General features: G+C 60.3%; 26 protein-coding genes. 13 read left to right on the top strand and 13 right to left on the bottom strand.

Annotated features, from left to right (window positions below; all coding sequences use genetic code 11):
* Positions 1-266 precede the first annotated feature (266 nt).
* The 10 genes from AC3WRD_RS05840 (at position 267) to AC3WRD_RS05795 (ending at position 7293) form a co-directional block, all read left to right on the top strand.
* A complete protein-coding gene (locus AC3WRD_RS05840) occupies positions 267-1241 on the top strand; it encodes a KpsF/GutQ family sugar-phosphate isomerase (RefSeq protein ID WP_085729618.1) in 975 nt (324 codons plus the stop codon).
* A complete protein-coding gene (locus AC3WRD_RS05835; RefSeq protein ID WP_102619441.1) occupies positions 1242-1766 on the top strand; it encodes a KdsC family phosphatase in 525 nt (174 codons plus the stop codon). It begins immediately after the preceding gene.
* Between the two features lie 8 nt (positions 1767-1774).
* Entirely contained in the window at positions 1775-2347 is a 573-nt protein-coding gene (gene lptC / locus AC3WRD_RS05830) for an LPS export ABC transporter periplasmic protein LptC (protein WP_085711782.1), read from the top strand.
* The gene (lptA, locus tag AC3WRD_RS05825; protein WP_096818965.1) at positions 2334-2879 is read left to right on the top strand and encodes a lipopolysaccharide transport periplasmic protein LptA; all 546 of its coding nucleotides are present in this window, start codon (positions 2334-2336) and stop codon (positions 2877-2879) included. The genes lptC and lptA overlap by 14 nt, the downstream gene beginning before the upstream one ends.
* A complete protein-coding gene (gene lptB, locus AC3WRD_RS05820; RefSeq protein ID WP_007953572.1) occupies positions 2879-3604 on the top strand; it encodes an LPS export ABC transporter ATP-binding protein in 726 nt (241 codons plus the stop codon). Before lptA ends, lptB begins: the two co-directional genes overlap by 1 nt.
* Positions 3605-3790: 186 nt before the next feature.
* On the top strand, positions 3791-5284 hold the full coding sequence (locus AC3WRD_RS05815) for an RNA polymerase factor sigma-54 (protein ID WP_011332472.1): 1494 nt from the start codon (positions 3791-3793) through the stop codon (positions 5282-5284).
* A gap of 73 nt (positions 5285-5357) precedes the next feature.
* On the top strand, positions 5358-5666 hold the full coding sequence (gene hpf / locus AC3WRD_RS05810; RefSeq protein WP_007953578.1) for a ribosome hibernation-promoting factor, HPF/YfiA family: 309 nt from the start codon (positions 5358-5360) through the stop codon (positions 5664-5666).
* Positions 5667-5677: 11 nt separating this feature from the next.
* Positions 5678-6142: a PTS IIA-like nitrogen regulatory protein PtsN gene (gene ptsN / locus AC3WRD_RS05805; RefSeq protein ID WP_096818963.1), complete on the top strand. Its 465-nt coding sequence runs from the start codon at positions 5678-5680 to the stop codon at positions 6140-6142.
* 2 nt (positions 6143-6144) lie between these two features.
* Positions 6145-7002 (top strand): RNase adapter RapZ, encoded by an 858-nt coding sequence (gene rapZ / locus AC3WRD_RS05800; RefSeq protein WP_096818961.1) that lies wholly within the window; start codon positions 6145-6147, stop codon positions 7000-7002.
* A 15-nt stretch (positions 7003-7017) separates the two neighbouring features.
* Complete coding sequence (locus tag AC3WRD_RS05795; RefSeq protein WP_096818959.1) at positions 7018-7293, top strand: HPr family phosphocarrier protein; 276 nt, start codon at positions 7018-7020, stop codon at positions 7291-7293.
* Between the two features lie 40 nt (positions 7294-7333).
* Here the strand turns inward: AC3WRD_RS05795 and AC3WRD_RS05790 are convergent, their stop codons facing one another.
* The 5 genes from AC3WRD_RS05790 to AC3WRD_RS05770 are packed head-to-tail and all read right to left on the bottom strand — an operon-like array spanning position 7334 to position 11103.
* A complete protein-coding gene (locus AC3WRD_RS05790; protein ID WP_102619440.1) occupies positions 7334-8227 on the bottom strand; it encodes a ZIP family metal transporter in 894 nt (297 codons plus the stop codon).
* A 30-nt stretch (positions 8228-8257) separates the two neighbouring features.
* Positions 8258-8869: a superoxide dismutase gene (locus tag AC3WRD_RS05785; protein WP_096818954.1), complete on the bottom strand. Its 612-nt coding sequence runs from the start codon at positions 8867-8869 to the stop codon at positions 8258-8260.
* A gap of 1 nt (position 8870) precedes the next feature.
* A complete protein-coding gene (locus tag AC3WRD_RS05780; RefSeq protein WP_096818952.1) occupies positions 8871-9311 on the bottom strand; it encodes a DUF2753 family protein in 441 nt (146 codons plus the stop codon).
* 27 nt (positions 9312-9338) lie between these two features.
* The gene (locus AC3WRD_RS05775) at positions 9339-10715 is read right to left on the bottom strand and encodes a class II fumarate hydratase (protein WP_096818950.1); all 1377 of its coding nucleotides are present in this window, start codon (positions 10713-10715) and stop codon (positions 9339-9341) included.
* Positions 10696-11103 carry a FagA protein gene (locus AC3WRD_RS05770; protein WP_085608076.1) on the bottom strand — a complete coding sequence of 136 codons (408 nt, stop codon included), beginning with the start codon at positions 11101-11103 and terminating at the stop codon, positions 10696-10698. The genes AC3WRD_RS05775 and AC3WRD_RS05770 overlap by 20 nt, the downstream gene beginning before the upstream one ends.
* Before the next feature lie 362 nt (positions 11104-11465).
* On the opposite strand from AC3WRD_RS05770, the gene AC3WRD_RS05765 reads away from it, so the two are divergent.
* Together AC3WRD_RS05765 and AC3WRD_RS05760 are read left to right on the top strand one after the other, a co-directional pair.
* Positions 11466-11744, top strand: a complete 279-nt coding sequence (locus tag AC3WRD_RS05765) for a hypothetical protein (protein ID WP_102619439.1) — start codon at positions 11466-11468, stop codon at positions 11742-11744.
* Positions 11745-11861: 117 nt separating this feature from the next.
* Positions 11862-12119 carry a hypothetical protein gene (locus tag AC3WRD_RS05760; RefSeq protein WP_102619438.1) on the top strand — a complete coding sequence of 86 codons (258 nt, stop codon included), beginning with the start codon at positions 11862-11864 and terminating at the stop codon, positions 12117-12119.
* A 94-nt stretch (positions 12120-12213) separates the two neighbouring features.
* On the opposite strand, the gene pmbA is transcribed toward AC3WRD_RS05760, so the two are convergent.
* Positions 12214-13560: a metalloprotease PmbA gene (gene pmbA / locus AC3WRD_RS05755; RefSeq protein WP_102619437.1), complete on the bottom strand. Its 1347-nt coding sequence runs from the start codon at positions 13558-13560 to the stop codon at positions 12214-12216.
* Between the two features lie 108 nt (positions 13561-13668).
* Here pmbA and yjgA point away from each other — a divergent pair, with 108 nt between their 5' ends.
* Entirely contained in the window at positions 13669-14193 is a 525-nt protein-coding gene (gene yjgA, locus AC3WRD_RS05750) for a ribosome biogenesis factor YjgA (RefSeq protein WP_096818946.1), read from the top strand.
* 51 nt (positions 14194-14244) lie between these two features.
* Here yjgA and tldD read toward each other — a convergent pair whose 3' ends face one another.
* The 7 genes from tldD to mreC all read right to left on the bottom strand — a co-directional run bounded on the left by tldD (position 14245) and on the right by mreC (position 24303).
* Positions 14245-15687, bottom strand: a complete 1443-nt coding sequence (tldD, locus tag AC3WRD_RS05745) for a metalloprotease TldD (protein WP_085711794.1) — start codon at positions 15685-15687, stop codon at positions 14245-14247.
* A gap of 5 nt (positions 15688-15692) precedes the next feature.
* Positions 15693-16553 carry a carbon-nitrogen hydrolase family protein gene (locus AC3WRD_RS05740; RefSeq protein WP_102619436.1) on the bottom strand — a complete coding sequence of 287 codons (861 nt, stop codon included), beginning with the start codon at positions 16551-16553 and terminating at the stop codon, positions 15693-15695.
* Between the two features lie 58 nt (positions 16554-16611).
* Positions 16612-20415, bottom strand: coding sequence for a YhdP family protein (locus AC3WRD_RS05735; protein WP_102619435.1), 3804 nt, complete (start codon positions 20413-20415; stop codon positions 16612-16614).
* A 75-nt stretch (positions 20416-20490) separates the two neighbouring features.
* A complete protein-coding gene (gene rng, locus AC3WRD_RS05730; protein ID WP_096818937.1) occupies positions 20491-21948 on the bottom strand; it encodes a ribonuclease G in 1458 nt (485 codons plus the stop codon).
* Between the two features lie 58 nt (positions 21949-22006).
* Entirely contained in the window at positions 22007-22603 is a 597-nt protein-coding gene (locus AC3WRD_RS05725) for a Maf family protein (RefSeq protein WP_102619434.1), read from the bottom strand.
* Positions 22604-22666: 63 nt separating this feature from the next.
* Positions 22667-23158, bottom strand: a complete 492-nt coding sequence (mreD, locus tag AC3WRD_RS05720; protein WP_085711798.1) for a rod shape-determining protein MreD — start codon at positions 23156-23158, stop codon at positions 22667-22669.
* The gene (mreC, locus tag AC3WRD_RS05715) at positions 23158-24303 is read right to left on the bottom strand and encodes a rod shape-determining protein MreC (RefSeq protein WP_096818934.1); all 1146 of its coding nucleotides are present in this window, start codon (positions 24301-24303) and stop codon (positions 23158-23160) included. Before mreC ends, mreD begins: the two co-directional genes overlap by 1 nt.
* Between the last annotated feature and the right edge of the window lie 135 nt (positions 24304-24438).

The raw sequence follows: 24438 nt of genomic DNA, 5'->3' as shown, positions 1-24438 counted from the left end.
TTGCGATGCAGCCTCTCACTCGGACGCCTGGCTTTCTGAAGAAAGCCCCTACATCCCGGGCAGGCCGAACTGGCGGCGAACTATATCACTGCAAAGGCCTAGCGCCCAAGGCCTCTCCCCGGCCACGTTCAGCGATATGACAGGCCCGATGCTTCTGTTAGAGGGTTTTGGTAACGAGGAATGACAAAGCACGACGAACTTGCGTGAGGCTTTTCAACATAACCGCTATAATCGCCGCCTTTTCATCGGGCTATACGATTTCTGACATGAGCCAAACCAGCGACCTGATTCAATCGGCACAACGCACCATCCGCCTCGAAGTGGAAGCCGTACAAGGCTTGTTGCCCCATATCGACGCCGATTTCGTACGCGCTTGCGAGATGATTCTGGCCAGCAAGGGCCGTGTCGTCGTGGTCGGCATGGGCAAGTCCGGGCACATCGGCAACAAGATTGCCGCGACCCTGGCCAGCACCGGCACCCCGGCATTTTTCGTGCACCCGGCCGAAGCCAGCCATGGCGACATGGGCATGATCACCCGTGACGACGTGATCCTGGCCCTGTCGAACTCCGGCTCCACCAACGAAATCGTCACCCTGCTGCCGCTGATCAAGCGCCTGGGCATCCAGCTGATCAGCGTGACCGGCAACCCGCAATCGCCTCTGGCAAAAGCGGCCGAGGTCAATCTCAACGTTCACGTCGAGCACGAAGCCTGCCCGCTGAACCTGGCACCGACCTCCTCGACCACCGCCGCACTGGTCATGGGCGATGCCCTGGCCGTGGCGCTGCTGGAAGCCCGCGGCTTCACCGCCGAAGATTTCGCCTTTTCCCACCCGGGTGGCGCACTGGGCCGACGCCTGCTGCTGAAAGTGGAAAACGTCATGCACGCCGGCCAGGAGCTGCCGCAGGTACAACGCGGCACGCTGCTCAAGGACGCACTGATGGAAATGACCCGCAAGGGTCTGGGCATGACCGTGATTCTTGAAGCCGACGGCAAGCTTGCCGGGATCTTCACCGACGGCGACTTGCGCCGTACGCTGGATCGAAGCATTGATATACGCAGCGCCACCATCGACCAGGTGATGACCGTGCACGGCAAGACCGCCCGCGCCGAAATGCTCGCCGCCGAGGCCCTGAAAATCATGGAAGACCATCGAATCAACGCGCTTGTCGTCGTGGATGAGGACGATCGCCCGATCGGCGCCTTCAACCTCTCCGACCTGCTGCGCGCAGGAGTGATGTAAATGAGCACCGATCTGCTGCAACGCGGCAAAGCCATCAAACTGGCGGTTTTCGACGTCGACGGCGTCCTCACCGACGGGCGCCTGTACTTCCTTGAAGACGGCAGCGAGTTCAAGACCTTCAATACGCTCGACGGCCAGGGCATCAAGATGTTGATGAACGCCGGCGTGCAAACGGCCATCATCAGTGGTCGCAAGACCCCGGTGGTCGAACGCCGGGCGAAAAACCTGGGCATTCCGCACCTGTTTCAGGGTCGTGAAGACAAACTCGTCGTCCTCGACGGCCTTCTCGATCAACTGGGCCTAAGCTATGAACAGGTCGCCTATCTCGGCGACGATCTGCCCGACCTGCCGGTGATTCGCCGGGTGGGGCTGGGGATGGCGGTGGCCAACGCTGCCGCTTTTGTGCGCGAGCACGCCCATGGCGTCACTCAGGCCCGTGGTGGCGAGGGTGCCGCCCGCGAATTCTGCGAACTGATCCTGCGCGCCCAGGGCAGCCTCGATGCCGCCAATAACGCGTATTTGTGAGTCAAACCATGTTTAGCAAAAAGTTTCGCAACATACTGCTGTTCGGTTGCATCGCGGCCATTTTCGGCGCGGTCGGCTACTGGAACATCAGCCCGGAACGCTTCCTCGACAAGCCTCCTGTCTCGGCAGAAGAGAGCCCGATCGACTGGTATGCGACCAACACCCACACCTTGCAATACCTGGAAGACGGCAAGGTGCAGTACGAAATGACTTCCGACAAGGCCGAGCACGTCAAGGCGACCGACATTACACTGGTCACCAAGCCCGACCTGAACATGTATCGCGGCACCGACTTCCCGTGGCACGTGACCAGCGAGCGCGGTGAAGTGAATTCCGGTGGCACCGAGGTCGAGCTGATCGACTCGGTTCGCGTCAAGCGCACCGATGAAAAGAACCGCGACACCCTGATCACCTCCACTCGCATGACAGTGTTCCCGCAGCAACAATATGCGCAGACCCAGCAACCCGTTAGAATCGACGGCGCTGGCGGTGTATCGACCGGCGTGGGAATGAAAGCGTATTTGAAGGAAAGCAGGATACACCTGCTATCGAACGTAAGAGGACAGTATGAGGCTCGTTAAAACCCTCCCTATTTTGCTCAGTCTGGGCGCAGCACTGGGAAGCGTGAGCGCCTGGGCTCTGCCGAACGATCAAGAGCAGCCAATCCGCATTCAGGCCGACGATGCCCAGCTGGACGACAAGAATGGCGTTGCCACCTATAAAGGTGACGTGATCATCACTCAGGGTTCGATGATCGTCAAAGGCAACACCGTGACCATCACCCGCACCCCGACCGGCGATATCGACGTCGTGACCTCGGTGGGCAACCTTGCCTACTTCGAGCAGTTGCAGACGGCTGGCGACACCAAGCCTGTACAGGGCTGGGGCGTGACCATCCAGTACCACGCCGCGCAAAACCGCGTTGTGCTGATCGACAAGGCGAAAGTCGTCGACAAGGACAACAACACCACTCAGGGCGAGAAAATCGTCTATGACACGGTGAAAAAGCTGGCCAGCGCGGGTCGTGCCACCGGCAACAAGGTCACCGAAGCGCGTCCGCGCATTGACATGGTGATCCAGCCGAAGAAGAAAACCGACGAGAAATCCCAGTAATGGCAACTCTGAAAGCTCAGCACCTGGCCAAGGCCTATAAAAGCCGCCAGGTCGTGCGCGATGTCAGCCTGTCGATCGACAGCGGTCAGATCGTCGGCCTGCTCGGCCCCAACGGCGCCGGCAAGACCACCTGCTTCTACATGATCGTCGGCCTGGTGCAGGCCGATCAGGGTCGCGTGCTGATCGACGACCTGGATGTCAGCCACCAGCCGATGCACGGTCGCGCCAAGGCCGGTATCGGCTATCTGCCACAGGAAGCGTCGATCTTTCGCAAACTTTCGGTGGCCGACAACATCATGGCCATCCTCGAGACCCGTCAGGAGCTCGACAAGGCCGGTCGTCGCAAGGAGCTGGAAAGCCTGCTGCAGGAGTTCCACATCAGCCACATCCGCGACAACCTCGGCATGAGCCTGTCCGGTGGTGAGCGTCGCCGGGTGGAAATCGCCCGCGCACTGGCCACTGCACCGAAGTTCATTCTGCTCGACGAACCGTTCGCCGGTGTCGACCCGATCTCCGTGGGTGACATCAAGCAGATCATTCACCACCTCAAGGCCAAGGGCATCGGTGTACTGATCACCGACCACAACGTCCGCGAGACGCTGGATATCTGCGAAACGGCCTACATCGTCAATGACGGCCAACTGATCGCCGAAGGCGACTCCGCGACCATCCTCGCCAACGATCTGGTGAAGGAAGTGTATCTGGGTCACGAGTTCCGCCTGTAAGCGCGACAGCATTCGACCAGCCGTCCGGGTGCTGTAACGTTGAAGCGCACTTTTATACGCTTTTATTGTTACAGCGCTCTAGGCAAACACGACAGTTTCAGGCATATAATTTGCTTAAGTTTGGCGCTTCGGCGCCCTGTAGTGGATGGCGCATAGCGCCGGCGAATAAGGTGTTAAGCCCCTGCCATGAAACCATCGCTAGTCTTGAGAATGGGCCAGCAGCTGACGATGACACCGCAGCTGCAACAGGCCATCCGCCTGCTCCAATTGTCGACCCTGGATCTGCAACAGGAAATCCAGGAGGCTCTGGAATCCAATCCGATGCTCGAACGCCAGGAAGACGGCGACGACTTCGACAACTCCGATCCCATGGCCGACAACGCCGAACAGAAGCCCAACACCGAGATCCAGGAACCCTCCTATCAGGAGACCGCACCGACGGTCGACAATCTAGAGGATGGCGAATGGAACGAGCGAATCCCCAACGAACTCCCCGTCGACACCGCCTGGGAAGACGTCTACCAGACCAGTGCCAGCAGCCTGCCGAGCAGCGATGACGACGAGTGGGACTTCACCACCCGTACCTCCGCCGGCGAGAGCCTGCAAAGCCACCTGCTGTGGCAACTGAACCTGGCGCCGATGTCCGACACCGATCGCCTGATCGCCGTCACCCTGATCGACTGCATCAACAATCAGGGCTACCTCGACGAAACCCTCGAAGAAATTCTCGACGCCTTCGATCCGGAGCTCGACATCGAGCTGGACGAGATCGAAGCCGTCCTGCACCGCATCCAGCAATTCGAACCTGCCGGCATCGGCGCACGCAACCTGGGCGAATGCCTGCTGCTGCAATTGCGCCAGCTGTCGGCCAAGACTCCTTGGCTGGCGGAAGCCAAGCGTCTGGTCACCGATTACATCGACCTGCTCGGCAGCCGCGACTACAGCCAGCTGATGCGCCGCATGAAGCTCAAGGAAGATGAACTGCGCCAGGTCATCGAACTGGTGCAGAGCCTCAACCCGCGCCCCGGTTCGCAGATCGAGTCCACCGAAGCCGAGTACGTGGTGCCTGACGTCATCGTGCGCAAGGACAACGAGCGCTGGCTGGTCGAACTGAACCAGGAATCGGTGCCGCGCCTGCGGGTCAACGCCCAGTACGCCGGTTTCGTGCGCCGCGCCGACACCAGCGCCGACAACACCTTCATGCGCAATCAGTTGCAGGAAGCCCGCTGGTTCATCAAGAGCCTGCAGAGCCGCAACGAAACCCTGATGAAAGTGGCCACCCAGATCGTCGAGCATCAGCGCGGCTTTCTTGAATACGGCGACGAAGCCATGAAGCCTCTCGTGCTGCATGACATCGCCGAAGCGGTGGGCATGCACGAGTCGACGATTTCCCGGGTGACCACGCAAAAATTCATGCATACCCCCCGGGGCATTTATGAACTGAAATACTTTTTCTCCAGCCACGTCAGCACCTCCGAAGGCGGCGAATGCTCGTCCACGGCGATCCGCGCGATCATCAAGAAACTGGTTGCCGCGGAAAATCAGAAAAAGCCGTTGAGTGACAGCAAGATCGCTGGTTTACTGGAGGCACAAGGCATTCAGGTGGCTCGCCGCACCGTCGCCAAGTACCGCGAATCCCTCGGGATCGCGCCTTCGAGCGAACGCAAGCGGTTGATGTAAGCCACGTTACAGCGTTCCAGTGGCAGGCTCTTCGGCCTGCCGCTTTATGCACTGGCAACGAAGGAGAAGCTGTATGCAAGTCAACATCAGTGGACACCAACTGGAAGTTACCCAACCTCTCCGTGAGTACGTTGAGCAAAAGCTCAAGAGGCTTGAGGGGCATTTCGACAAGATCACCAACGTGCAAGTCACGATGTGCGTCGAGAAGCTGAAGCAGAAAATCGAAGCCACGCTGCATATTCCCGGTAACGAGGTCGTCGCAAACGCGGAACATACCGATATGTACGCAGCGATCGACGCGCTGACCGACAAGCTTGATAAACAACTCAAAAAGCATAAGGAAAAGACCCAGAGCCTGCTTCAGGGCGCTACCGGTCGATAACCCCCACCCCCATGATCCGACTTGAAAGCATCCTGACCCCCGGCCGTTCCCTCGTGAACGTGCCGGGCGGCAGCAAAAAGAAAGCCCTCGAACAAATTGCCAACCTGATCGCCCGGGAAGTACCGGATCTGGAGATGCAAGATGTCTTCGAGGCACTGATTGCCCGTGAAAAACTCGGCTCGACCGGTTTTGGCAACGGCATCGCCATTCCCCATTGCCGCCTCAAGGGTTGCGAATCCCCCATCAGCGCCTTGATGCACCTTGAAGCGCCCATCGATTTCGACGCCATCGATGGTGCACCGGTCGACCTGCTGTTCGTGCTGCTGGTCCCGGAAGCCGCCACCGATGCGCACCTGGAACTGCTGCGCCAGATCGCCAGCATGCTCGACCGCAAGGACGTACGCGAAAAATTGCGTCGCGCCACCACCAACGAAGCCTTGTATCAGGTTGTCCTGGACGAGCAAAACGGGCACTAAACATGCGCTTGATCATCGTCAGTGGCCGCTCCGGCTCGGGCAAAAGTACCGCTCTGGATGTCCTCGAGGACAACGGCTACTACTGCATCGACAATTTGCCGGCCGGCCTGCTCCCGGAACTGGCGGAGCGCGCACTGATTCATACGGAACTGTCTCAGCCACTGGTCGCGGTATCGATCGATGCGCGCAATCTGCCCAGTCATCTCTCGCGCTTTCCGGAGTTGCTTGAAGAGGTCCGCAGCCGGCACATCCAGTGCGACGTCCTGTATCTGGACGCCGATGAAGAAACCCTGCTCAAGCGCTTTTCGGAAACCCGTCGTCGCCACCCGCTGAGCAGCGCCAATCGTTCGCTGGCAGAAGCCATCAACGATGAAACGGCCCTGCTGGGCCCGATCGCCGATCTGGCCGACCTGAAGGTCAACACCACCAATCTGAACCTGTACCAGTTGCGCGACACCATCAAGCTGCGGCTGCTGAACCAGCCGGAGCCGGGCACGGCGTTTCTGGTGGAGTCGTTCGGTTTCAAACGCGGCATGCCGGTGGATGCGGATCTGGTGTTCGATGTACGCTGCCTGCCCAACCCGTACTGGAAACCGGAACTACGCGCGCAATCGGGGCTCGATGAGCCGGTAGCCGAGTACCTGGCGGCACAGCCGGAAGTCGAAGAGATGTTCCAGGACATCTATGCGTATCTGTTCAAATGGCTGCCGCGCTTCGCTGCAAGCAATCGCGCCTACGTCACCATTGCCATTGGCTGCACCGGCGGACATCACCGTTCCGTCTACCTGACCGAACGCCTGGGTCAGGCCCTGCAGAAAACCCTGAAGAACGTCCAGGTTCGCCACCGCGACCTCAGCTAAAGGATTCACACCGCGATGCCTGCTCTGGAAATCGAAATCATCAACAAGCTGGGCCTGCATGCCCGGGCGTCGGCAAAGTTCGTTGGCGTGGCGGGGCAGTATCCCGACTGCACGATCAGAGTGGGTCGCACCCCGGAAACCACGGTAGATGGCAAAAGCATCATGGCGATGATGATGCTCGCTGCCGGCAAGGGCACCAAAATCTTCCTGAGCACCGAGGGGCATCAGGAACAGGAAGCCCTGGATGCCTTGGTGGCACTGATCAACAACTACTTCGACGAAGGCGGTTGAAAGCCTTTGGTGGCGAGGGAGCAAGCTTCCCTCCCCCCTCTCATCCCAACGCCGTGTCCATCACCATCATCAGACAGAACCCGATCAACAATCCCAGGCTCGCCAGTTTGTCGTGACCATTGCGTCGCGACTCCGGGATTACTTCGTGGGTTACCACCAGCAACATCGCCCCGGCCGCCAGCGCCAATCCGAGGGGCAACAGCAACTCCGCCAGGCTGACCAGCCATGCACAGAGCAGTGCAAACACCGGTTCGACCAGCCCCGATGCCGCCCCGATCAGAAACGCCTTGACCCGCGACATCCCTGCTCCGGCCAGCACCAGCGCAATCACCAACCCTTCCGGCACATCCTGCAAGGCGATGCCCATCGCCAGGCTGTCAGCGTCCGGCATGCCGCCGCCCGCGGAGACGCCGACGGCCATGCCTTCCGGGATGTTATGGGCAATGATGGCAAACACGAACAGCCAGATCCGCGGGGGAATCACCGGGTGCTCGACGGTGCCGATGAGCATTTCCGGTGAAGCGCCGGACACCTTGCGGTCCACCAGATACAGACCGAAAGCACCGAGCATGATGCCGAAACAGATCAAGCCACTGGCGCCCCAAGGGCTCAGCCCCAGGCTTTCGGCGGCGGCAATACCCGGCACGATCAGCGAAAACGCGGTCGCCGCCAGCATCACGCCGGCACCAAACCCCAGCAGCGTGTCGCCCAATGCCTGAGGCATGTTGCGGATCACCAGCACCGGAACCGCCCCGAGTGCCGTGCCGAGCGCGCAGATTGCACCGCCCTGCAATGCCCGGGACAGTTTCGGCTCCAGGTCCAGCCATTCGAGTCCGTGAGCCACCAGCAAGGTCATACCCGCCAACAGCAGCAGCGACCCGAATGCGTAACGAAACATACGCCCACTTCCGATCGCCAGTGTTTCAGTGCCCATAGTCAGCCTTGGATTGTTTTTATAGGAGACTTAAACCAGTGCAGCCTGATAACGCGCAGCGACTTCAGGCCAATTGATCACGTTGTAGAACGCGCTGATGTATTCCGGGCGGCGGTTCTGATAACGCAGGTAGTAGGCGTGTTCCCACACATCGAGTCCGAGAATCGGCGTATTGCCGCCCATCAGCGGGCTGTCCTGGTTGCCGCTGCTTTCCACCACCAGTTTTTTGTCCGGGGTCACGCTGAGCCAGGCCCAGCCGCTGCCGAAACGGGTCAGCGCGGCTTTGGTGAAAGCATCCTTGAAGCTGTCGAGGCCGCCCAGTTGCTCATCGATCGCCCTGGCCAGCGCGCCGTCCGGCTTGCCGCCACCGCCTGGCACCATCACTTCCCAGAACAGCGAATGGTTGGCGTGACCGCCGCCCTGATTGATTACCGCCGCGCGCAGTTTTTCAGGCAGTTGCTGGACGCTGGCCACCAGTTTTTCCACCGGCCATTCGGCGTACTCCGTGCCCTCGACCGCGGCGTTCAGGTTGTTGATATAGGTCTGGTGATGCTTGGTGTAGTGGATCTCCATGGTCTGCGCATCGATGTGCGGTTCCAGTGCATCGTAGGCGTAAGGCAAGGCTGGCAGGGTAAAAGCCATTTCAGTGGACTCCATGGTGATGTTGGGCAGGCACGCGACGCGCATTGCCGGTATCCGGGTGCAGCAGACGCTGGGTGCGCGGGTATTCGCCGTGTTCGCTGATGAAATTGAGCAGTTCGACATAGGTCTTGCTGCTCTGGCGCAACGCCGCCTCACGCAGGGCCGGGCGCAGGCGCTCGTTCTGCATGGTCTGCAACAGGCGCTGGTGGATCGCGCACAGATATTCGGCGCTCTCCTCCGGCTGGTTCAGGCGCAGATGCAGGTCGGCCAGGTTGTGATGGGAGATGACGCAGGCCGCCACCGCTTCGTCGGCATCGGCCCAGCGCTCGAACAGCACTTGAGCCAGGGCCAGCGCTTGCAGATAGGCCTCGCGGGCGTCGATCAGCTCGCCCAGCATGAAGCAGCGATTGGCCCGTTCGATCGTGCGTTTCCAGTGCTCCATGATGAGTCTCCAAAGCGGTTGCGGTGTTTACACGCCGCCGGCGGTGAGTTTCTCGGGATTGAGCAACTCTTCCAGTTGGCTGCGCGACAGGTCGGTGTGTTCCAGCGCAACGTCAATCACCGGACGGCCCTGTTTGTAGGCCTGCTTGGCGATTTCGGCAGCCTTCTGGTAACCGATGATCGGGTTGAGTGCGGTGACCAGAATCGGGTTGCGCGACAGCGCTTCCTTGAGGCGCGACTCGTTGACCTTGAAGCTGGCAATCGCCTTGTCACCCAGCAGACGGCTGGAGTTGGCCAGCAACTCGATGCTGCTCAACAGGTTCTGGGCGATGATCGGCAGCATCACGTTCAGTTCGAAATTGCCCGACTGACCGGCGATGGTGATCACCGAGTCGTTGCCGATCACTTGCGCGGCAACCATGGCGGTGGCTTCCGGAATCACCGGGTTGACCTTGCCTGGCATGATCGATGAGCCCGGCTGTAGGCCTTCCAGCTCGATTTCTCCGAGGCCGGCGAGCGGGCCGGAGTTCATCCAGCGCAGGTCATTGGCGATTTTCATCAGCGACACGGCGGTGGCCTTGAGCTGACCCGACACGGCCACGGCGGTGTCCTGCGAGCCGATCAGCGCGAACAGATCCTTGCCGGGGGTGAATTGCACGTTGGTCAATTGACTCAACTGGCGGCTGAATCGCGCGGCGAATTCCGGATGTGCATTGATCCCCGTGCCGACCGCCGTGCCACCCTGAGCCAGGGATTGCAGGCTTGGCAACAAGTCCTGCAGGTGACCGATGTTGGCCTTGAGCTGCTGCGCCCAGCCATTGAGCACCTGACTCATGCGCACCGGCATGGCGTCCATCAGGTGGGTGCGACCGGTTTTGACGTGGTGGTGGACTTGTTCAGACTTGCGTTCGATCACTTGCACCAGGTGCAGCAGCGCCGGCAGCAGTTGTTCATGCAGGGCCAGCGCGGCGCTGACGTGGATGGTGGTCGGGATGATGTCGTTGCTGCTTTGCCCGCAGTTGACGTGATCGTTGGCGTTCACCGGCTCGTCGAGCAGGCGGCTGGCCAGCGTGGCGATCACTTCGTTGGCGTTCATGTTGGAGCTGGTGCCGGAACCGGTCTGGAAGATATCCACCGGAAAATGCTGCATGAAGTCGCCTTCAAGCAGACCCTGGGCCGCGTCGCTGATGGCTTTGCCTTGCGCAGCGCTGATCTGGTTGAGTTCGACGTTGGCCCGGGCTGCAGCGGCCTTGGCCAGAATCAGGGCGCGAATGAACTGGGTCGGCATCGGCTTGCCGCTGATCGGGAAATTGTCCACTGCGCGCTGGGTTTGCGCGCCGTAGAGAGCGTCCACCGGCACCTGCAGTTCGCCCATGCTGTCGCGCTCAATACGTGTCTTGGTCATCGGTAAATCCTTGGACTAATTCAATGAGAGGAATCGAGGGTTGCAACTCGCAAGTGGCGAGCTGCCAGGTGTAGCTTTGCCAGCGTTTGAGCCGGCATTTGCACAGGGACAGGCGCTCCATTTCACGCAATGGACGCCAGGCTTGATCGAGACAGAGGCTGCGCCAGTGCCACGGCAACGCGATGTCGGTGGCCGTGTCGAGCAGCAGACGGAAAGAAGTTTCAGCGACAGTCCAGGGCGAGGTCGCCGTGCAGCAGGCCAGATACCGGCCTTCGGCCAGGTAGTGTTCGATCAGACGCGGTTCGTCGGGATCCATGGCGCAACGGATCTGGCGACTCATCCAGCGCCAGCTTTCGAGGTACGGCTGCTCGTGCAAGGCAGAACTCATGATCCTGGGCTCATCCGATAATGAGATTTATTATTAGATGATAATGATACGCAACGCAAGATCGCGGATTGCCCGGCCTTTCAGCAGCGCAGAATCTGCGCCCCCCCCCCGACAGCCTCCTGCCAATGGATCCGTCGCGTGAACAAAAAAAAAGGCGCGCCAACCAACGGTTGCCACGCCTGATTTCAGACATTCCGGGGGCAGTGAAGATCACAACTCTGCCAATCAGATCGCCTGATTAAAACTTTTGAAACATTGCACAACGACTTGAAACAGTCCTGCGCTAACTCATCACTCAGAACCCCTTAAGCTACTCCGCGCGTGAAACGGACTTTTAATTCAAAAATACTTAGGGATAGGAAATGCCTCGGAAGCCAATTCATACTTACATCGAAAATGAAATAAACAGATTGTCACAGCGCATTATCGACAAGGGGCCTGCGGCCGACGAAGTTTCCTACGTTCAACTCGGCTTTCATCTTGCTCTACAACGTGTGATGCGCGGCAATCCACAGCCTTCGGACATTGGCTTGCTGAATACGATTGAAGGCACGTTTAAAGAAATGAAGATTCTCACCCCTTCGATGGACATTCTTGCTTACTTCAACGACAACCCGGAACACCCTTTACCAGAGGCGTAACCAGCGTTTCAGGCGCCGAAAACGCCAAGCGCCGCTTGTGATTCGCAAGGCTCAGTTTATCCAGGAATTTTCAAAGTCGCTGGATAACACACATCCATAAGACTATTTGAGGTAATCATGAAGCAACTCGAATTGGCAGCATTTATTGAATCAGAGTTAAATACGCTAGCCCAGAAAATCATCGATAAAAAAGAAATCAGCGACGAAATTGCTCACGCCAAGATCGGATTTTATCTTTCTCTTCGTCGCACCCTGAACAACAAGGCGTCACCAGCCGACATTGGTGTTCTCGACGCCATCAACGACACACTTCAAACATTAGGTATAGTGGAGCGAAACGTGACGTTTCTAAGCCCCACAAAAAACAAAAATTAAACTTCCTTATTTAGACGACAGATTTCAAAACTGAAAACTACGCATATTCAATCAGCGCTTAACAGTGAACAAACACTGTTAAGCGCTTTTTTACTCAACTGCCCGCGACGGTCATCTTCTCGATCAATACCGAACCGGTGCGGATGTTGCTGCGCAGCTCCAGATCGTTACCGACCGCGACGATCTGCTTGAACATGTCGCGCATGTTGCCGGCGATGGTCACTTCCTGCACCGCGAACTGGATTTCACCGTTTTCAACCCAGAAACCTGCCGCACCACGCGAGTAATCGCCGGTGACCATGTTCAGGCCATGGCCCATCAGCTCGGTGACCAGCAACCCACGGCCCATACGTCGCAACAGTGCTGCCTGGTCTTCATCGCCATGGGTGACGAACAGGTTGTGCACACCGCCTGCGTTGGCGGTGCTTGGCATGCCGAGCTTTCGACCGGAATAAGTGCCGAGGATGTACGACACCAGTTCGCCCTTTTCGACGAACGGTTTGGCATAGGTCGCCAGACCGTCACCGTCGTACGATGCACTGCCCATGGCGCGCATCAGGTGCGGGCGCTCGTCGATGGTCAGCCACTCCGGAAACAGCTTCTGCCCCAGCGTCCCTTCAAGGAAGGACGATTTGCGATACAGGCTGCCGCCGGAAATCGCCGACAGGAAACTGCCAAACAACCCACCCGCCAGCTCGGCGGAAAACAGCACCGGCACTTCGCAAGTCGGTACCGGGCGCGCGCCCAGTCGGCTCGCCGCTCGCTGTGCAGCGCGCTGACCGATGCTCACCGGGTCAGCCAGCAAACTGCCTTGGCGGTTCACGTCGTACCAGTAATCACGCTGCATCTGGCCATCGGCCTCGGCGATCATCACGCAGCTCAGGCTGTGTCGAGTCGAGGCGTAACCACCGATGAAACCGTGGCTGTTGCCATACACGCGGCAACCCTGATGAGTGCTGAGGGTGGTGCCATCGGCATTCTTGATCCGTGCATCGGTGTCGAACGCAGCGGCTTCACAGAGCAGCGCCTTCTCGATGGCTTGTTCCGGGGTGATGTCCCATTGGTGGAACAGGTCGAAATCCTGAATATCCCTGGCCATCAGCGCGGCATCGGCCAGCCCCGAAGCTTCGTCTTCGGAGGTGTGCTTGGCAATCGCCAGCGCCGCAGCGACGGTCTCGCGAATCGCATCCGGCCCGGTAGCGGACGTGCTGGCCGAGCCCTTGCGCTGGCCGACATACAAGGTGATGCCAAAGCCCTGATCGCGGTTGAACTCGACCGTTTCGACTTCACGTTGACGCACCGACGTCGACAGGCCCTGCTCCAGCGACACCGCTACTTCGCAGGCACTGGCACCCTGACGCTTGGCTTCGGCGATGATCTGCTCGACCTGTTCCTGCAGTGCCGGCAATGCCTGTGGGCCGACGCTATCAACTGCACTCATGCTCATCTCCACTCAAATTCTGCTTTCGGCTGGGGCCTTCGAGCGACCGGGCCGGACAAGCGGCCCCCGACTGGTTATCATGGCGGCGTTTCTTTGCGGACTGCCACCATGGTTGATTCTTACGACGACTCCCTCGATACGGGAGAAAAAAGCAAATCCCAGGTCAAACGCGAGCTGCATGCTCTGGTTGACCTTGGCGAGCGCCTTACAACGCTCAAGCCCGACTTGCAGGCGAAACTGCCATTGACCGACGCCTTGCGCCGGGCCCTGGCCGATGCGCCCAAGCACACCGCGAACATCGCGCGTAAACGGCACTTGCAGTTCATCGGCAAACTGATGCGCGATCAGGACACTGACGCCATTCTCACCTTGCTCGATCAACTCGATGCCTCTACCCGTCAGTACAACGAGCGTTTCCACAACCTCGAACGCTGGCGTGACCGCCTGATCGGCGGTGACGATGCCGTGCTGGAGAAATTCGTCGTCGAGTACCCGGACGCCGACCGCCAGCAACTGCGTTCCCTGATCCGTCAGGCCCAGCATGAGGTTGCGCAAAACAAACCTCCTGCCTCGAGCCGCAAGATCTTCAAGTACATCCGTGAGCTGGACGAGACTCAACGCGGTCTGCGTTGATATTCGCCACCGGGTGGCCGCACTGCGCGCCACCCGAAGCTCCATCCTTTCTTATGCGCCCGTGCCACCCACGGTGATCGCATCGATCTTCAGCGTCGGCTGACCCACGCCCACCGGCACCGATTGCCCATCCTTGCCGCAAGTCCCTACACCGCTGTCCAGCGCCAGATCGTTACCGACCATCGACACCCGACTCATCGCTTCCGGACCGTTGCCGATCAACGTCGCGCCTTTGACCGGCGCGGTGATCTTGCCGTCCTCGATCAGGTAAGCCTCGCTGGTGGAGAACACGAACTTGCCGCTGGTGATGTCGACCTGACCGCCACCGAGGTTGGCGCAGTAGATGCCCTTCTTCACCGACGCGATGATTTCCGCCGGATCGCTCTGGCCGCCGAGCATGTAAGTGTTGGTCATCCGCGGCATCGGCAAGTGCGCGTAGGACTCGCGACGACCGTTGCCGGTGCGGGCCACGCCCATCAGGCGCGCATTGAGCTTGTCCTGCATGTAGCCCTTGAGCACGCCGTTTTCGATCAGCGTGGTGCACTCGGTCGGCGTGCCTTCATCATCGACGCTCAGGGAACCGCGACGACCGGCCAATGTGCCGTCATCGACGATGGTGCAGAGCTTCGAAGCAACCATCTCACCCATGCGCCCGCTGTAGGCAGAACTGCCCTTGCGGTTGAAATCGCCTTCCAGACCGTGGCCGACCGCTTCGTGAAGCAGCACGCCGGACCAACCCGAACCCAGAACAACCGGCAAGGTGCCGGCCGGTGCCGGAATCGCTTCCAGATTCACCAGCGCCTGACGCAACGCTTCACGGGCGTAACCCATGGCGCGGTCTTCGGCGAGGAAATAACGGTAGTCGGTACGCCCGCCGCCGCCATGGCCGCCCCGTTCGCGACGACCGTTCTGCTCGACGATCACACTGACGTTGAATCGCACCAAAGGACGCACGTCGGCAGCCAGGCCACCGTCGGTCGAGGCCACCAGAATCCGCTCCCAGACCCCGGCCATGCTCACGCTGACCTGCTGGATACGCGGATCGAGGGCGCGAGTGGCAACATCGATGCGTTTGAGCAGTTCAACTTTTTCGGCGCGGCTCAGCACTTCCAGCGGGTTGTCCGGCGCGTACAACTGGGCGACGTCTTGCGTGCTGAACGCCTGCACCGTGCCGTTCTGCCCGGCACGGGAAATCGAACGGGCCGCACGGGCCGCCGCGCCAAGGGCTTCGAGGGTGATCGCGTTGCTGTAGGCAAAACCGGTTTTTTCGCCGGACTGCGCACGCACACCAACCCCCTGATCGAGGTTGAAACTGCCTTCCTTGACGATGCCGTCTTCCAGCGACCAGGACTCGGAAATCTGCCCCTGGAAATACAGGTCGGCCGCATCGATGCCTGGACCCGCCAGATCACCGAGCACGCCTTGCAGGCTCTCGATCGTCACGCCGCCAGGCGCCAACAGGTGATCACTGACTGAGGACAACAACTCGCTCATAGGTTTTACGCCTTAAATTCGTGTTCTGAAGCAGGTCGCTGTGCGCCCTGCGAAAAAAACCGCCGATGACCCGTCACCGGCATTCGCGCCCGGATGGACGCCTGTTCGTCACTGTCGCGCTCGGCCAGCAACACGGCTTCGCCTTGTTCCTGCTGCGCCAGCACGCGGCCCCACGGATCGATAATCGCCGCATGGCCAAAGGTTTCCCGCGGCCCCGGATGCGTCCCGCCCTGGGCCGCCGCCAGCACGTAGCACTGGGTTTCAATCGCCCGTGCACGGATCAACACGTCCCAGTGCGCCGCACCGGTCACCGCGGTGAAGGCCGACGGTGCGGTAATCAGTTCAGCTCCCGCCGCGCGCAACTCGCTGTACAGCTCCGGGAATCGCAGGTCGTAACACACCGTCAGGCCGATTCGGCCGACCGGTGTGTCCGCAACCACCACGCCACTGCCATAAGCATAGTCATCGGATTCGCGGTAACGGCCGCGATTGTCCGCAACATCCACATCAAACAGATGCAACTTGTCATAGCGAGCAACGATTTCGCCCTGATCGTCCACCAACAACGAGCAGGCATGGGACTTCGCCTCGGGTTGCCCCACAGGCGGCAACGGCAAGGTGCCGGCCACTATCCATAACTTGAGGTCGCGAGCGGTCTGTTTCAACCACGGCAGGATCGGGCCTTCGCCAAGTGCTTCGGCACGGCCGATATCAGCGATGTCGCGACGCCCCATGGCCGCGAAGTTTTCCGGCAGCACCGCCAGCTTCGCGCCAGCGTTGGCCGCTTGTTCGAGCAAACGTCGGGCATCGCGCAGATTGGCCAGCACGTCGCTCTGGCTGACCATTTGAATCACCGCTAAAGACATGGCGAACTCCGCAAGAGGTAGGCAGCCATGCTACTCCATCGGTTTGCGGCCTGGCTGATCAAAAAGGCTTGTCGAAGGTGATTTTCGGCTCTTTCCACGGGCCTTTGACGGTGTATTTGACGCTGGCGAACCGCGCTACGCGATCACCGATCAGTTTGTCGATCAGGAACAGCGCCCCGCCGACCGCCGGTGCACCGACAATCAACGCGGCAATCGGCAGGTTGTTGGTCACCGGCAAGGTCACCAGCAACCGGGCATCGACCTGATCGCCGACCAGATCCAGCGTGCCGTTGAGCTCAAGATTGCTCGACGGCCCGGTCAATTTGATCGGCTCCTGCGTCACGTAGACACCGTTGTTCGCCACCAGTAATCCCTTGACCCGGTCATAGCTCAAACCTTTGCCGAACAGGTCGGAGAAATCGAGGCGCAGACGCCGGCCGATGGAGTTGAAGTTGAGCAGACCGAACACTCGCAGCGCCTGAGCACCGCCCTCGACTTCGACGAACTGCCCCTTGTTCAGCGACGCATCGAGCGTGCCGGAGAAGCGCTTGGTCGCCAGCCACGCCGGTGAACCCGGCCAGCGGCCGTCGACATCCATGTGGAATTCTTCGCTGGTCACGCTCGGCGCAAAGCCCCAGCCCTTGAGCACGTCGGCGAGATTCTTGCCGCCAATCCGGCCCTTGTACCAACTGCTGGTGGCACCGGGCGTCCCCTCCCAGCCACCGCTGCCCTGCAACAGAATGCCCTTGAGGCCCAGATCGAGGTTGTTCAGGGCGATACCCTTGGCGGTCGGACGGACTTTCAGCGACCAGCCACCGACCAGGTCCTGTCCCTGGAACAGCTGATTGATGGTGATGTCCAGCGCCGGGATCTTGGTTGGATCGACCGAGGCCAGAGGGTCAGGTGCGTTATCGTCGGCCTGCACCGTCGGGTCCGGTGCCGGCAAACGCACGTATTGAAGGTTCACCACAATCGGCGCGCTTTTGGCGTCGGGAATGCCGACCGTGCCTTTGGCCTGTTGACTGTCGAGGGCCAGCGCCCAGGCGCCGGGCTTGCGATCCAGTTGCACCGCCGCCTGATCCAGCGTGGTGCCGAAGGCGGTGAGTTTGCCGATCTTGAAATCTGCGCTGCTGAGCAGTTGCTTGGCGCTGCCGCCCGGATCCTGACCGGCGTACTTGTCCACCAGATCCTGCCAGGGTTTGACGTCCAGCTCCGACAGCACACCGCGTATGCGCAAGCCTTTGTTGCCCGGCAACACGGCTTCACCAGTACCCAGGAACAACTCGCCACGGCCATCGGCGAAATTGCTCGGTGGCGCGGCGAAGGTGAAGTTGGCCAGTTGATCGTAATTGACCCAGTAACGCCGCTCCTGACCTTGCAGCGTCATGCGGAACACCGTGTCACGCCCGACATCGGCGGTCATGCCGAACGGCGCGGGCAGATTCACCGCCACACCCTTCAGGTTGGAGCTGACCATCAATTGGCTGTCGGCACCGTCCAGGTTCACTTGCAGTTGATAGGGAATCGTCCCGGACACCGGCAACGGCTGAGTCACACTGAGCCAGTCGGTGAGTTTCTTGACTTCGACCTGCCCCGACGCCGCTACCCGGGTCTTGAGCTTGCCGGGGCCGCCATCGGCGAAGATCTGCGCGGTGACCGGTTTGTCGAAGGCCCGGGCACTGATGTTCTGCCCGCTCAGACCCTTGGCGCTGTCGAAGCGAAAGTCACCCTTGAGCTGGCTCAACTCCAGTTTCGGCTCAGCCAGTTTCAGTCGCGCATTGGCAGTCTTGAAGTCCACGAGGATCTTCGGCTGATCGCCCTTGGCCAACGGCACATCCAGTTTGAGTTTGCCTTGCAGGTCGCCCTCGCCTTCCCAGCCGGCGAAGGTGTCGGCGGTGCCGATCGGCGCCTCCTGGAGAATTTTCAAGCCGTCGCCCAGTCCGCCGGCAAACCCGCCGTCGAGGTACATATGGCTGTGCTCGCCGCTCGGCACGTGGGGGATATTGACGAAGACGTCGCTGACCTGAGTGTCGAGCAACTGGCCTTTGCTGGCGACGATCCGCACACCGCTATCCTCGATGAACACATCACCGCTGACCTTGCTCACGTGCGGCCAGCCAGGCTGGAATGCGAGTTCGGCATCGTGCACCTTGAAAAACAGGCTGATGCTGCGATCCGCATCTGCGGCGCCTTTGTTCAGGGAACCCTGGTACTGGAAGAACCCCTGATCCACCGCCCCTTTGAGAATCGCCGTGCGCAGCCATTCGTCCAGAGACGGGCTCAGTACCTCGGGCAAGTACTTGGCGGTGTAGCGACCGTCGCCTTCCACCAGCCCGACCCGCAGGTCCATGTAGTCTTCCTGGGTGTGGTCGAAATGCAGGCGGATCAGGAAGTCGCCGGCGATCTTGCCTTCCTCGCCGAGCACCTTCAGGTACGGTGCGATCAGCGTGAAACCTTCGCTATCGAGCTTCCAGGTCAGTCGGGCATTGGCCTGGATGTATTGCCATGGCTTGGCAAAAATCGGATCGAGGTGCAGGACAAAGTCCTTGCTGTCCATGCGCAACTCACCGCCGCCGAGGTTGCCGGTCAGGCTGCCGCTGACATTCCGCGCGGCCGGCGCACCGTGATAGGCGTCGAAGCCGACCTGATCGAGGTTGGCGGCGAAACTGAATTTGCTGTCGTCGGTGGCGTTGGGCCGGAAATCCAGCAGCACATTGCGCAAGCCACCTGTTACTTTCAGATGCTCGACCACGGTGGCAAAGCCCTGCGGCAGAGGGCCCAATGCATTGAGCAACGGAGTGATCGGCGTCAGATCGAGGCGATCGGCCTGCAGATGCCAGAGCTCATCGACCTTGTCGGTGGCGGCGGTCTGCTTGACCTGAACACGGGACTCCCAGCGGGTCTCGCCAAAATTCATCGCCAGCGAATCAAGGGTGACGATGGCTCCCTCGGCGCTGCGCTGGAAATAACCGTTGAGGGCCAGATTGTTGATCTGGATCGGCTTGCGCTCGGCGTAGGCACCAGTCAGTTGCGGAGCGTTGAGGCGAATGGCGGCGCTTTGCAACGCGCCCTCGCTCCAGTTGACCCACAACTCGCCGCCGGCCTTGATCTCGGAGAAATTCCACTGCTGGGTCAGGCGCTCGGGCAGCCATTTGGCCCAGTCGCTTTGCGGCAGGCTGACGTAGCCCTCGACCGCGCTGTCCTGCAACTGGCTGGCACGAATCCGCGTACGCAGGCTCAGTGCAACGGGTTGCCCGTCGGGCAAGGTCAGTCGCGCGTCGAGGCGCTGGCGATTGAGACCGGTCTTGAGATTGAGCCCGACATAAGTGAACGTCAGCGGCGCCTGCTCCCGCGGTTGCAAGGTCACCTGGCTGTCGAGCACCGACAGTTGCTGGACCATTTGCATACGGTTGAACAGTTGCTCGGGATCCATGGGCTGATCCTGCTGCACCGGCAACCCTTCCAGCGCCCACTGGCCGTCTTCGCCTTCCTTGAGGCTGATCTTCAGACCATTGAGTTCAAGGTGCGCGATACGCACTTCGCGAGCCAGCAGACTGGCCCACAGATCCGGCACGGCACGCACCCGATCCAGGCGCAGCGCATTGGCACCGTCGCCGACCATCACGTCGTGGGCCAGCAGGATCGGCGCAAATCCGCTCCAGTTGCCTTCCAGCTCACCGATCTGCAACGGCATGCCCAAGGCTGCGCTGGCCTTGTCTTCGATGTCGGTACGGTATTCGGCCACCAGTGGCGTGAGTTCCCGGCCGAGGCTGACGTACAACGCCATCAACACCAGAACCAACGCGCACAGGCCCAGACCCCAACGAGTCAGTGCGGCCAGAATGCGTGTCAGACGTTCCATGTCAGTTGGCTCCCATGGCAAAAATACTGCAAAAAGCTGAGGCCAGCCGTTTCAGGAAATAGGTGACGCAGGGGATCAGAGCAGCACCACGTCATATTGTTCCTGGGAATACATGGTTTCCACCTGGAAGCGTATGGTGCGCCCGATAAACCCTTCAAGCTCGGCGACGTTACCGGACTCTTCATCGAGCAGCCGGTCGACGACTTTCTGGTTCGCCAGCACACGATAACCCTCGGCCTGATAGGCCCGGGCCTCGCGCAGGATCTCCCGGAAAATCTCGTAGCAAATGGTTTCCGGCGTCTTCAGCTTGCCCCGCCCCTGACAACTGCTGCAAGGCTCGCACAGCACTTGCTCCAGACTTTCGCGGGTACGCTTGCGAGTCATCTGCACCAGACCCAGCTCGGTGATACCGATGATGTTGGTCTTGGCGTGATCGCGCTCCAGCTGTTTTTCCAGGGTACGCAGTACCTGGCGCTGGTGCTCTTCATCTTCCATGTCGATGAAGTCGATGATGATGATCCCGCCCAGATTGCGCAGGCGCATCTGCCGGGCAATCGCGGTGGCCGCTTCGAGGTTGGTCTTGAAGATGGTCTCTTCGAGGTTGCGATGCCCGACGAACGCACCGGTGTTGACGTCGATGGTGGTCATGGCTTCAGCCGGATCCACCACCAGATAACCGCCGGACTTCAGCGGCACCTTGCGTTCAAGGGCTTTCTGGATTTCGTCTTCGACGCCGTACAGGTCGAAAATCGGCCGTTCACCCGGATAGTGTTCCAGACGATCGGCAATTTCCGGCATCAGTTCGGCGACGAACTGCGTGGTTTTCTGGAAGGTTTCCCGGGAGTCGATGCGGATCTTCTCGATTTTCGGGCTGACCAGATCACGCAAGGTGCGCAATGCCAGACCGAGGTCTTCATAGATCACGCTCGGCGCGCCGATGGTCTTGATCTGTTCGCTGATCTGATCCCACAGGCGTCGCAGGTAGCGGATGTCCATCAGGATCTCATCGGCCCCGGCACCTTCGGCGGCGGTGCGCAGAATAAAACCACCGGCCTCCTTGATACCTTCTTTGGCCACACAATCGCTGACCACCTGTTTCAGGCGTTCGCGCTCGGCTTCATCTTCGATCTTCAGGGAGATGCCGACGTGGGCGGTGCGCGGCATGTACACCAGATAGCGCGACGGGATCGACAGTTGCGTGGTCAACCGCGCGCCCTTGGAACCGATCGGATCCTTGGTGACTTGCACCACCAGGCTCTGACCTTCATGCACCAGGGCACTGATGCTTTCCACTGCCGGGCCTTCGCGCAGGGAGATTTCCGAGGCGTGAATGAACGCCGCACGGTCCAGGCCGATGTCGACGAATGCCGCCTGCATGCCCGGCAATACCCGTACTACCTTGCCTTTATAGATGTTGCCGACGATCCCGCGTTTTTGCGTGCGCTCGACATGCACTTCTTGCAGCACACCGTTTTCGACCACCGCCACGCGCGATTCCATCGGCGTGATGTTGATCAGAATCTCTTCACTCATGGCAGGGTCTCGTTCAGGCATGTTCACGATAATGGCCGCATCTTGTTCCGTTCGACGCTTACTGCGCACTCAGGTTTTGCCAACAGGGTATGCCGAAATGGCCGAGCAGTTCTGCGCTTTCGCACACCGGCAATCCCACGACAGCCGAATAACTGCCGTTGAGACCGGCGACAAACACTGCGCCCAGCCCCTGAATACCGTAACCGCCGGCCTTGTCCCGAGGTTCGCCGCTGGCCCAGTAGGCGGCGGCTTCTACGCGACTGATCGCCCGGAACCGTACCAGACTGCGTACCACTTGCGACTCGCAGCGCTCACCATCGAGCACGGCGATGGCGGTCAGGACTTCGTGCTCCTTGCCGGACAACATCATCAGCATGGCGCATGCATCGGCTTCGTCCACCGGTTTGCCGAGAATTTTGCCGTCCAGCACCACGGCAGTGTCGGCGCCCAGCACGCAAAATGGCGTGTCGCAGACGACAGAGCACCGCCCAGCCTCGGCCTTGCCGCGCGCCAGGCGCTCGACATAGGCCGTTGGGGATTCATTGGCTAAAGGGGTTTCATCGATGTCCGCACTGATGGCGGTGAACGGAACGCCGATCTGCGTGAGCAGCTCACGCCGACGCGGCGATCCAGAGGCGAGGTAAAGCGACTTCATCCAAACATCTCCCTGTTGAGTGCCCTGCCTCATGGCACCGGTACGGGCCCATGCCTGACCGAATCAGTTGATTTTGTAGCGTCGGCGCAATCCACGCAAAGCGAAGCTGACCCACGGCCAGAGCAAGGCGCTGACCAGTGCCGGCAGCACCAGCGCCAGGGTCGGCTGGCGATTGCCGGTCAGGGCACTGAGCCACAATTGCACAAGCTGCGCGAGACCGAAGATCACCAGGATGACCAGGCACTGCTGCCACATCGGGAACATCCGCAGGCGTTGCTGCAACGACAGCACCAGGAACGTGATCAGCGTCAGGATCAACGCGTTCTGTCCCAGCAGCGTGCCGTACAGCACGTCTTCAGCAAGCCCGAGGCAAAATGCGGTGACCATGCCGACCTTCTGCGGCAGGGCCAAGGCCCAGAATGCCAGGAGCAGGGCCAGCCAGAGCGGGCGCAGGATTTCCATGAATTGCGGCAGCGGCGACACGCTGAGCAGCATGCCGATCAGAAACGTCAGCCAGACGATCCAGCCGTTTCGGGAGGCTTTGACACCGACCATTATTCTCGTCCCCCAGTGGTAGCCGGCGCAGTGACAGGCGGTTTGGCGGCCGGCCGTGCGCTGGCAGGCTGAGCGGCTGGCGGCTTGCTGGCTGCCGGCGTCGCTGCGGGTGGTTTGGCCGGCGTCGCTGGCGGTTTGCTCGCGGCGGGTTTGGCTGGCGTAGCAGCAGCGGGTGCAGCAGGTGTGCTGGCCGCAGCAGGTGCTTGAGCCTGAGCCGGTGTATTCACCGTTTTCGGCACAGTGGCTGGAATGATCGGGCCACCACCAAACGCATCAAGGTTTTCCTGAGCCTGCGCCGCATCGTTGGCACGCTCTTCAGCCGTACGGTTGTCGCTGAACACCAGCAACAGGTAGCGGCTGCGGTTCAGCGCAGCCGTCGGTACGGCGCGGACAATGGCGAATGGCTGGCCGGAATCGTGGATCACTTCCTTGACCGTCGCCACCGGGTAGCCGGCCGGGAAGCGCTGGCCCAGGCCGGAGCTGACCAGCAGATCGCCTTCTTTGACATCGGCCGTATCGGCCACATGGCGCAGTTCCAGACGCTCAGGGTTACCGGTGCCGCTGGCAATCGCCCGCAGACCGTTACGGTTCACCTGCACAGGAATGCTGTGGGTCGAGTCGGTCAGCAGCAAGACACGGGAGGTGTACGGCATCAGTTCGACCACCTGCCCCATCAGGCCGCGTGCATCAAGCACCGGCTGACCGAGCACCACGCCGTCGCGCTCACCTTTATTGATGATGATGCGATGGGTGAAGGGATTCGGGTCCATGCCGATCAGCTCGGCCACTTCGACCTTCTCGTTGACCAGCGCGGAGGAATTGAGCAACTCGCGCAGACGGACGTTCTGCTCGGTGAGGGCGGCAAGCTTTTGCATGCGGCCCTGCAACAGCAGGTTCTCGGTCTTGAGTTTTTCGTTTTCGGCGACCAGCTCAGTGCGGCTGCCGAACTGACTGGCGACACCTTCCCACAGCCTGCCGGGCAGGTCAGTGATCCAGTAAGCATCCATCAGCACCAGCGACATCTGGCTGCGGGCAGGCTTGAGCAGGCTGAAACGGGCATCGACCACCATCAGCGCGACCGACAGCACGGCCAGCACCAACAAGCGCACGCCCAGTGAGGGGCCCTTGGCGAAAAGCGGTTTAATAGGCCGCTCCTCCCAGGCAAATGTTCTGTTTATTCATACGGCATCAAACCGGCCTGGATGAAGACTGACAGAAGATAAACGCCAACAGGCAGCACTGCAAAGTGCTGCCTGCGCGCTCACCCATGTAATGCAATC

Source organism: Pseudomonas sp. FW215-R2 (assembly GCF_058789255.1).
Note: the sequence above shows the minus strand (reverse complement) of the source record. Positions and strands in the feature narration are given on the sequence as shown.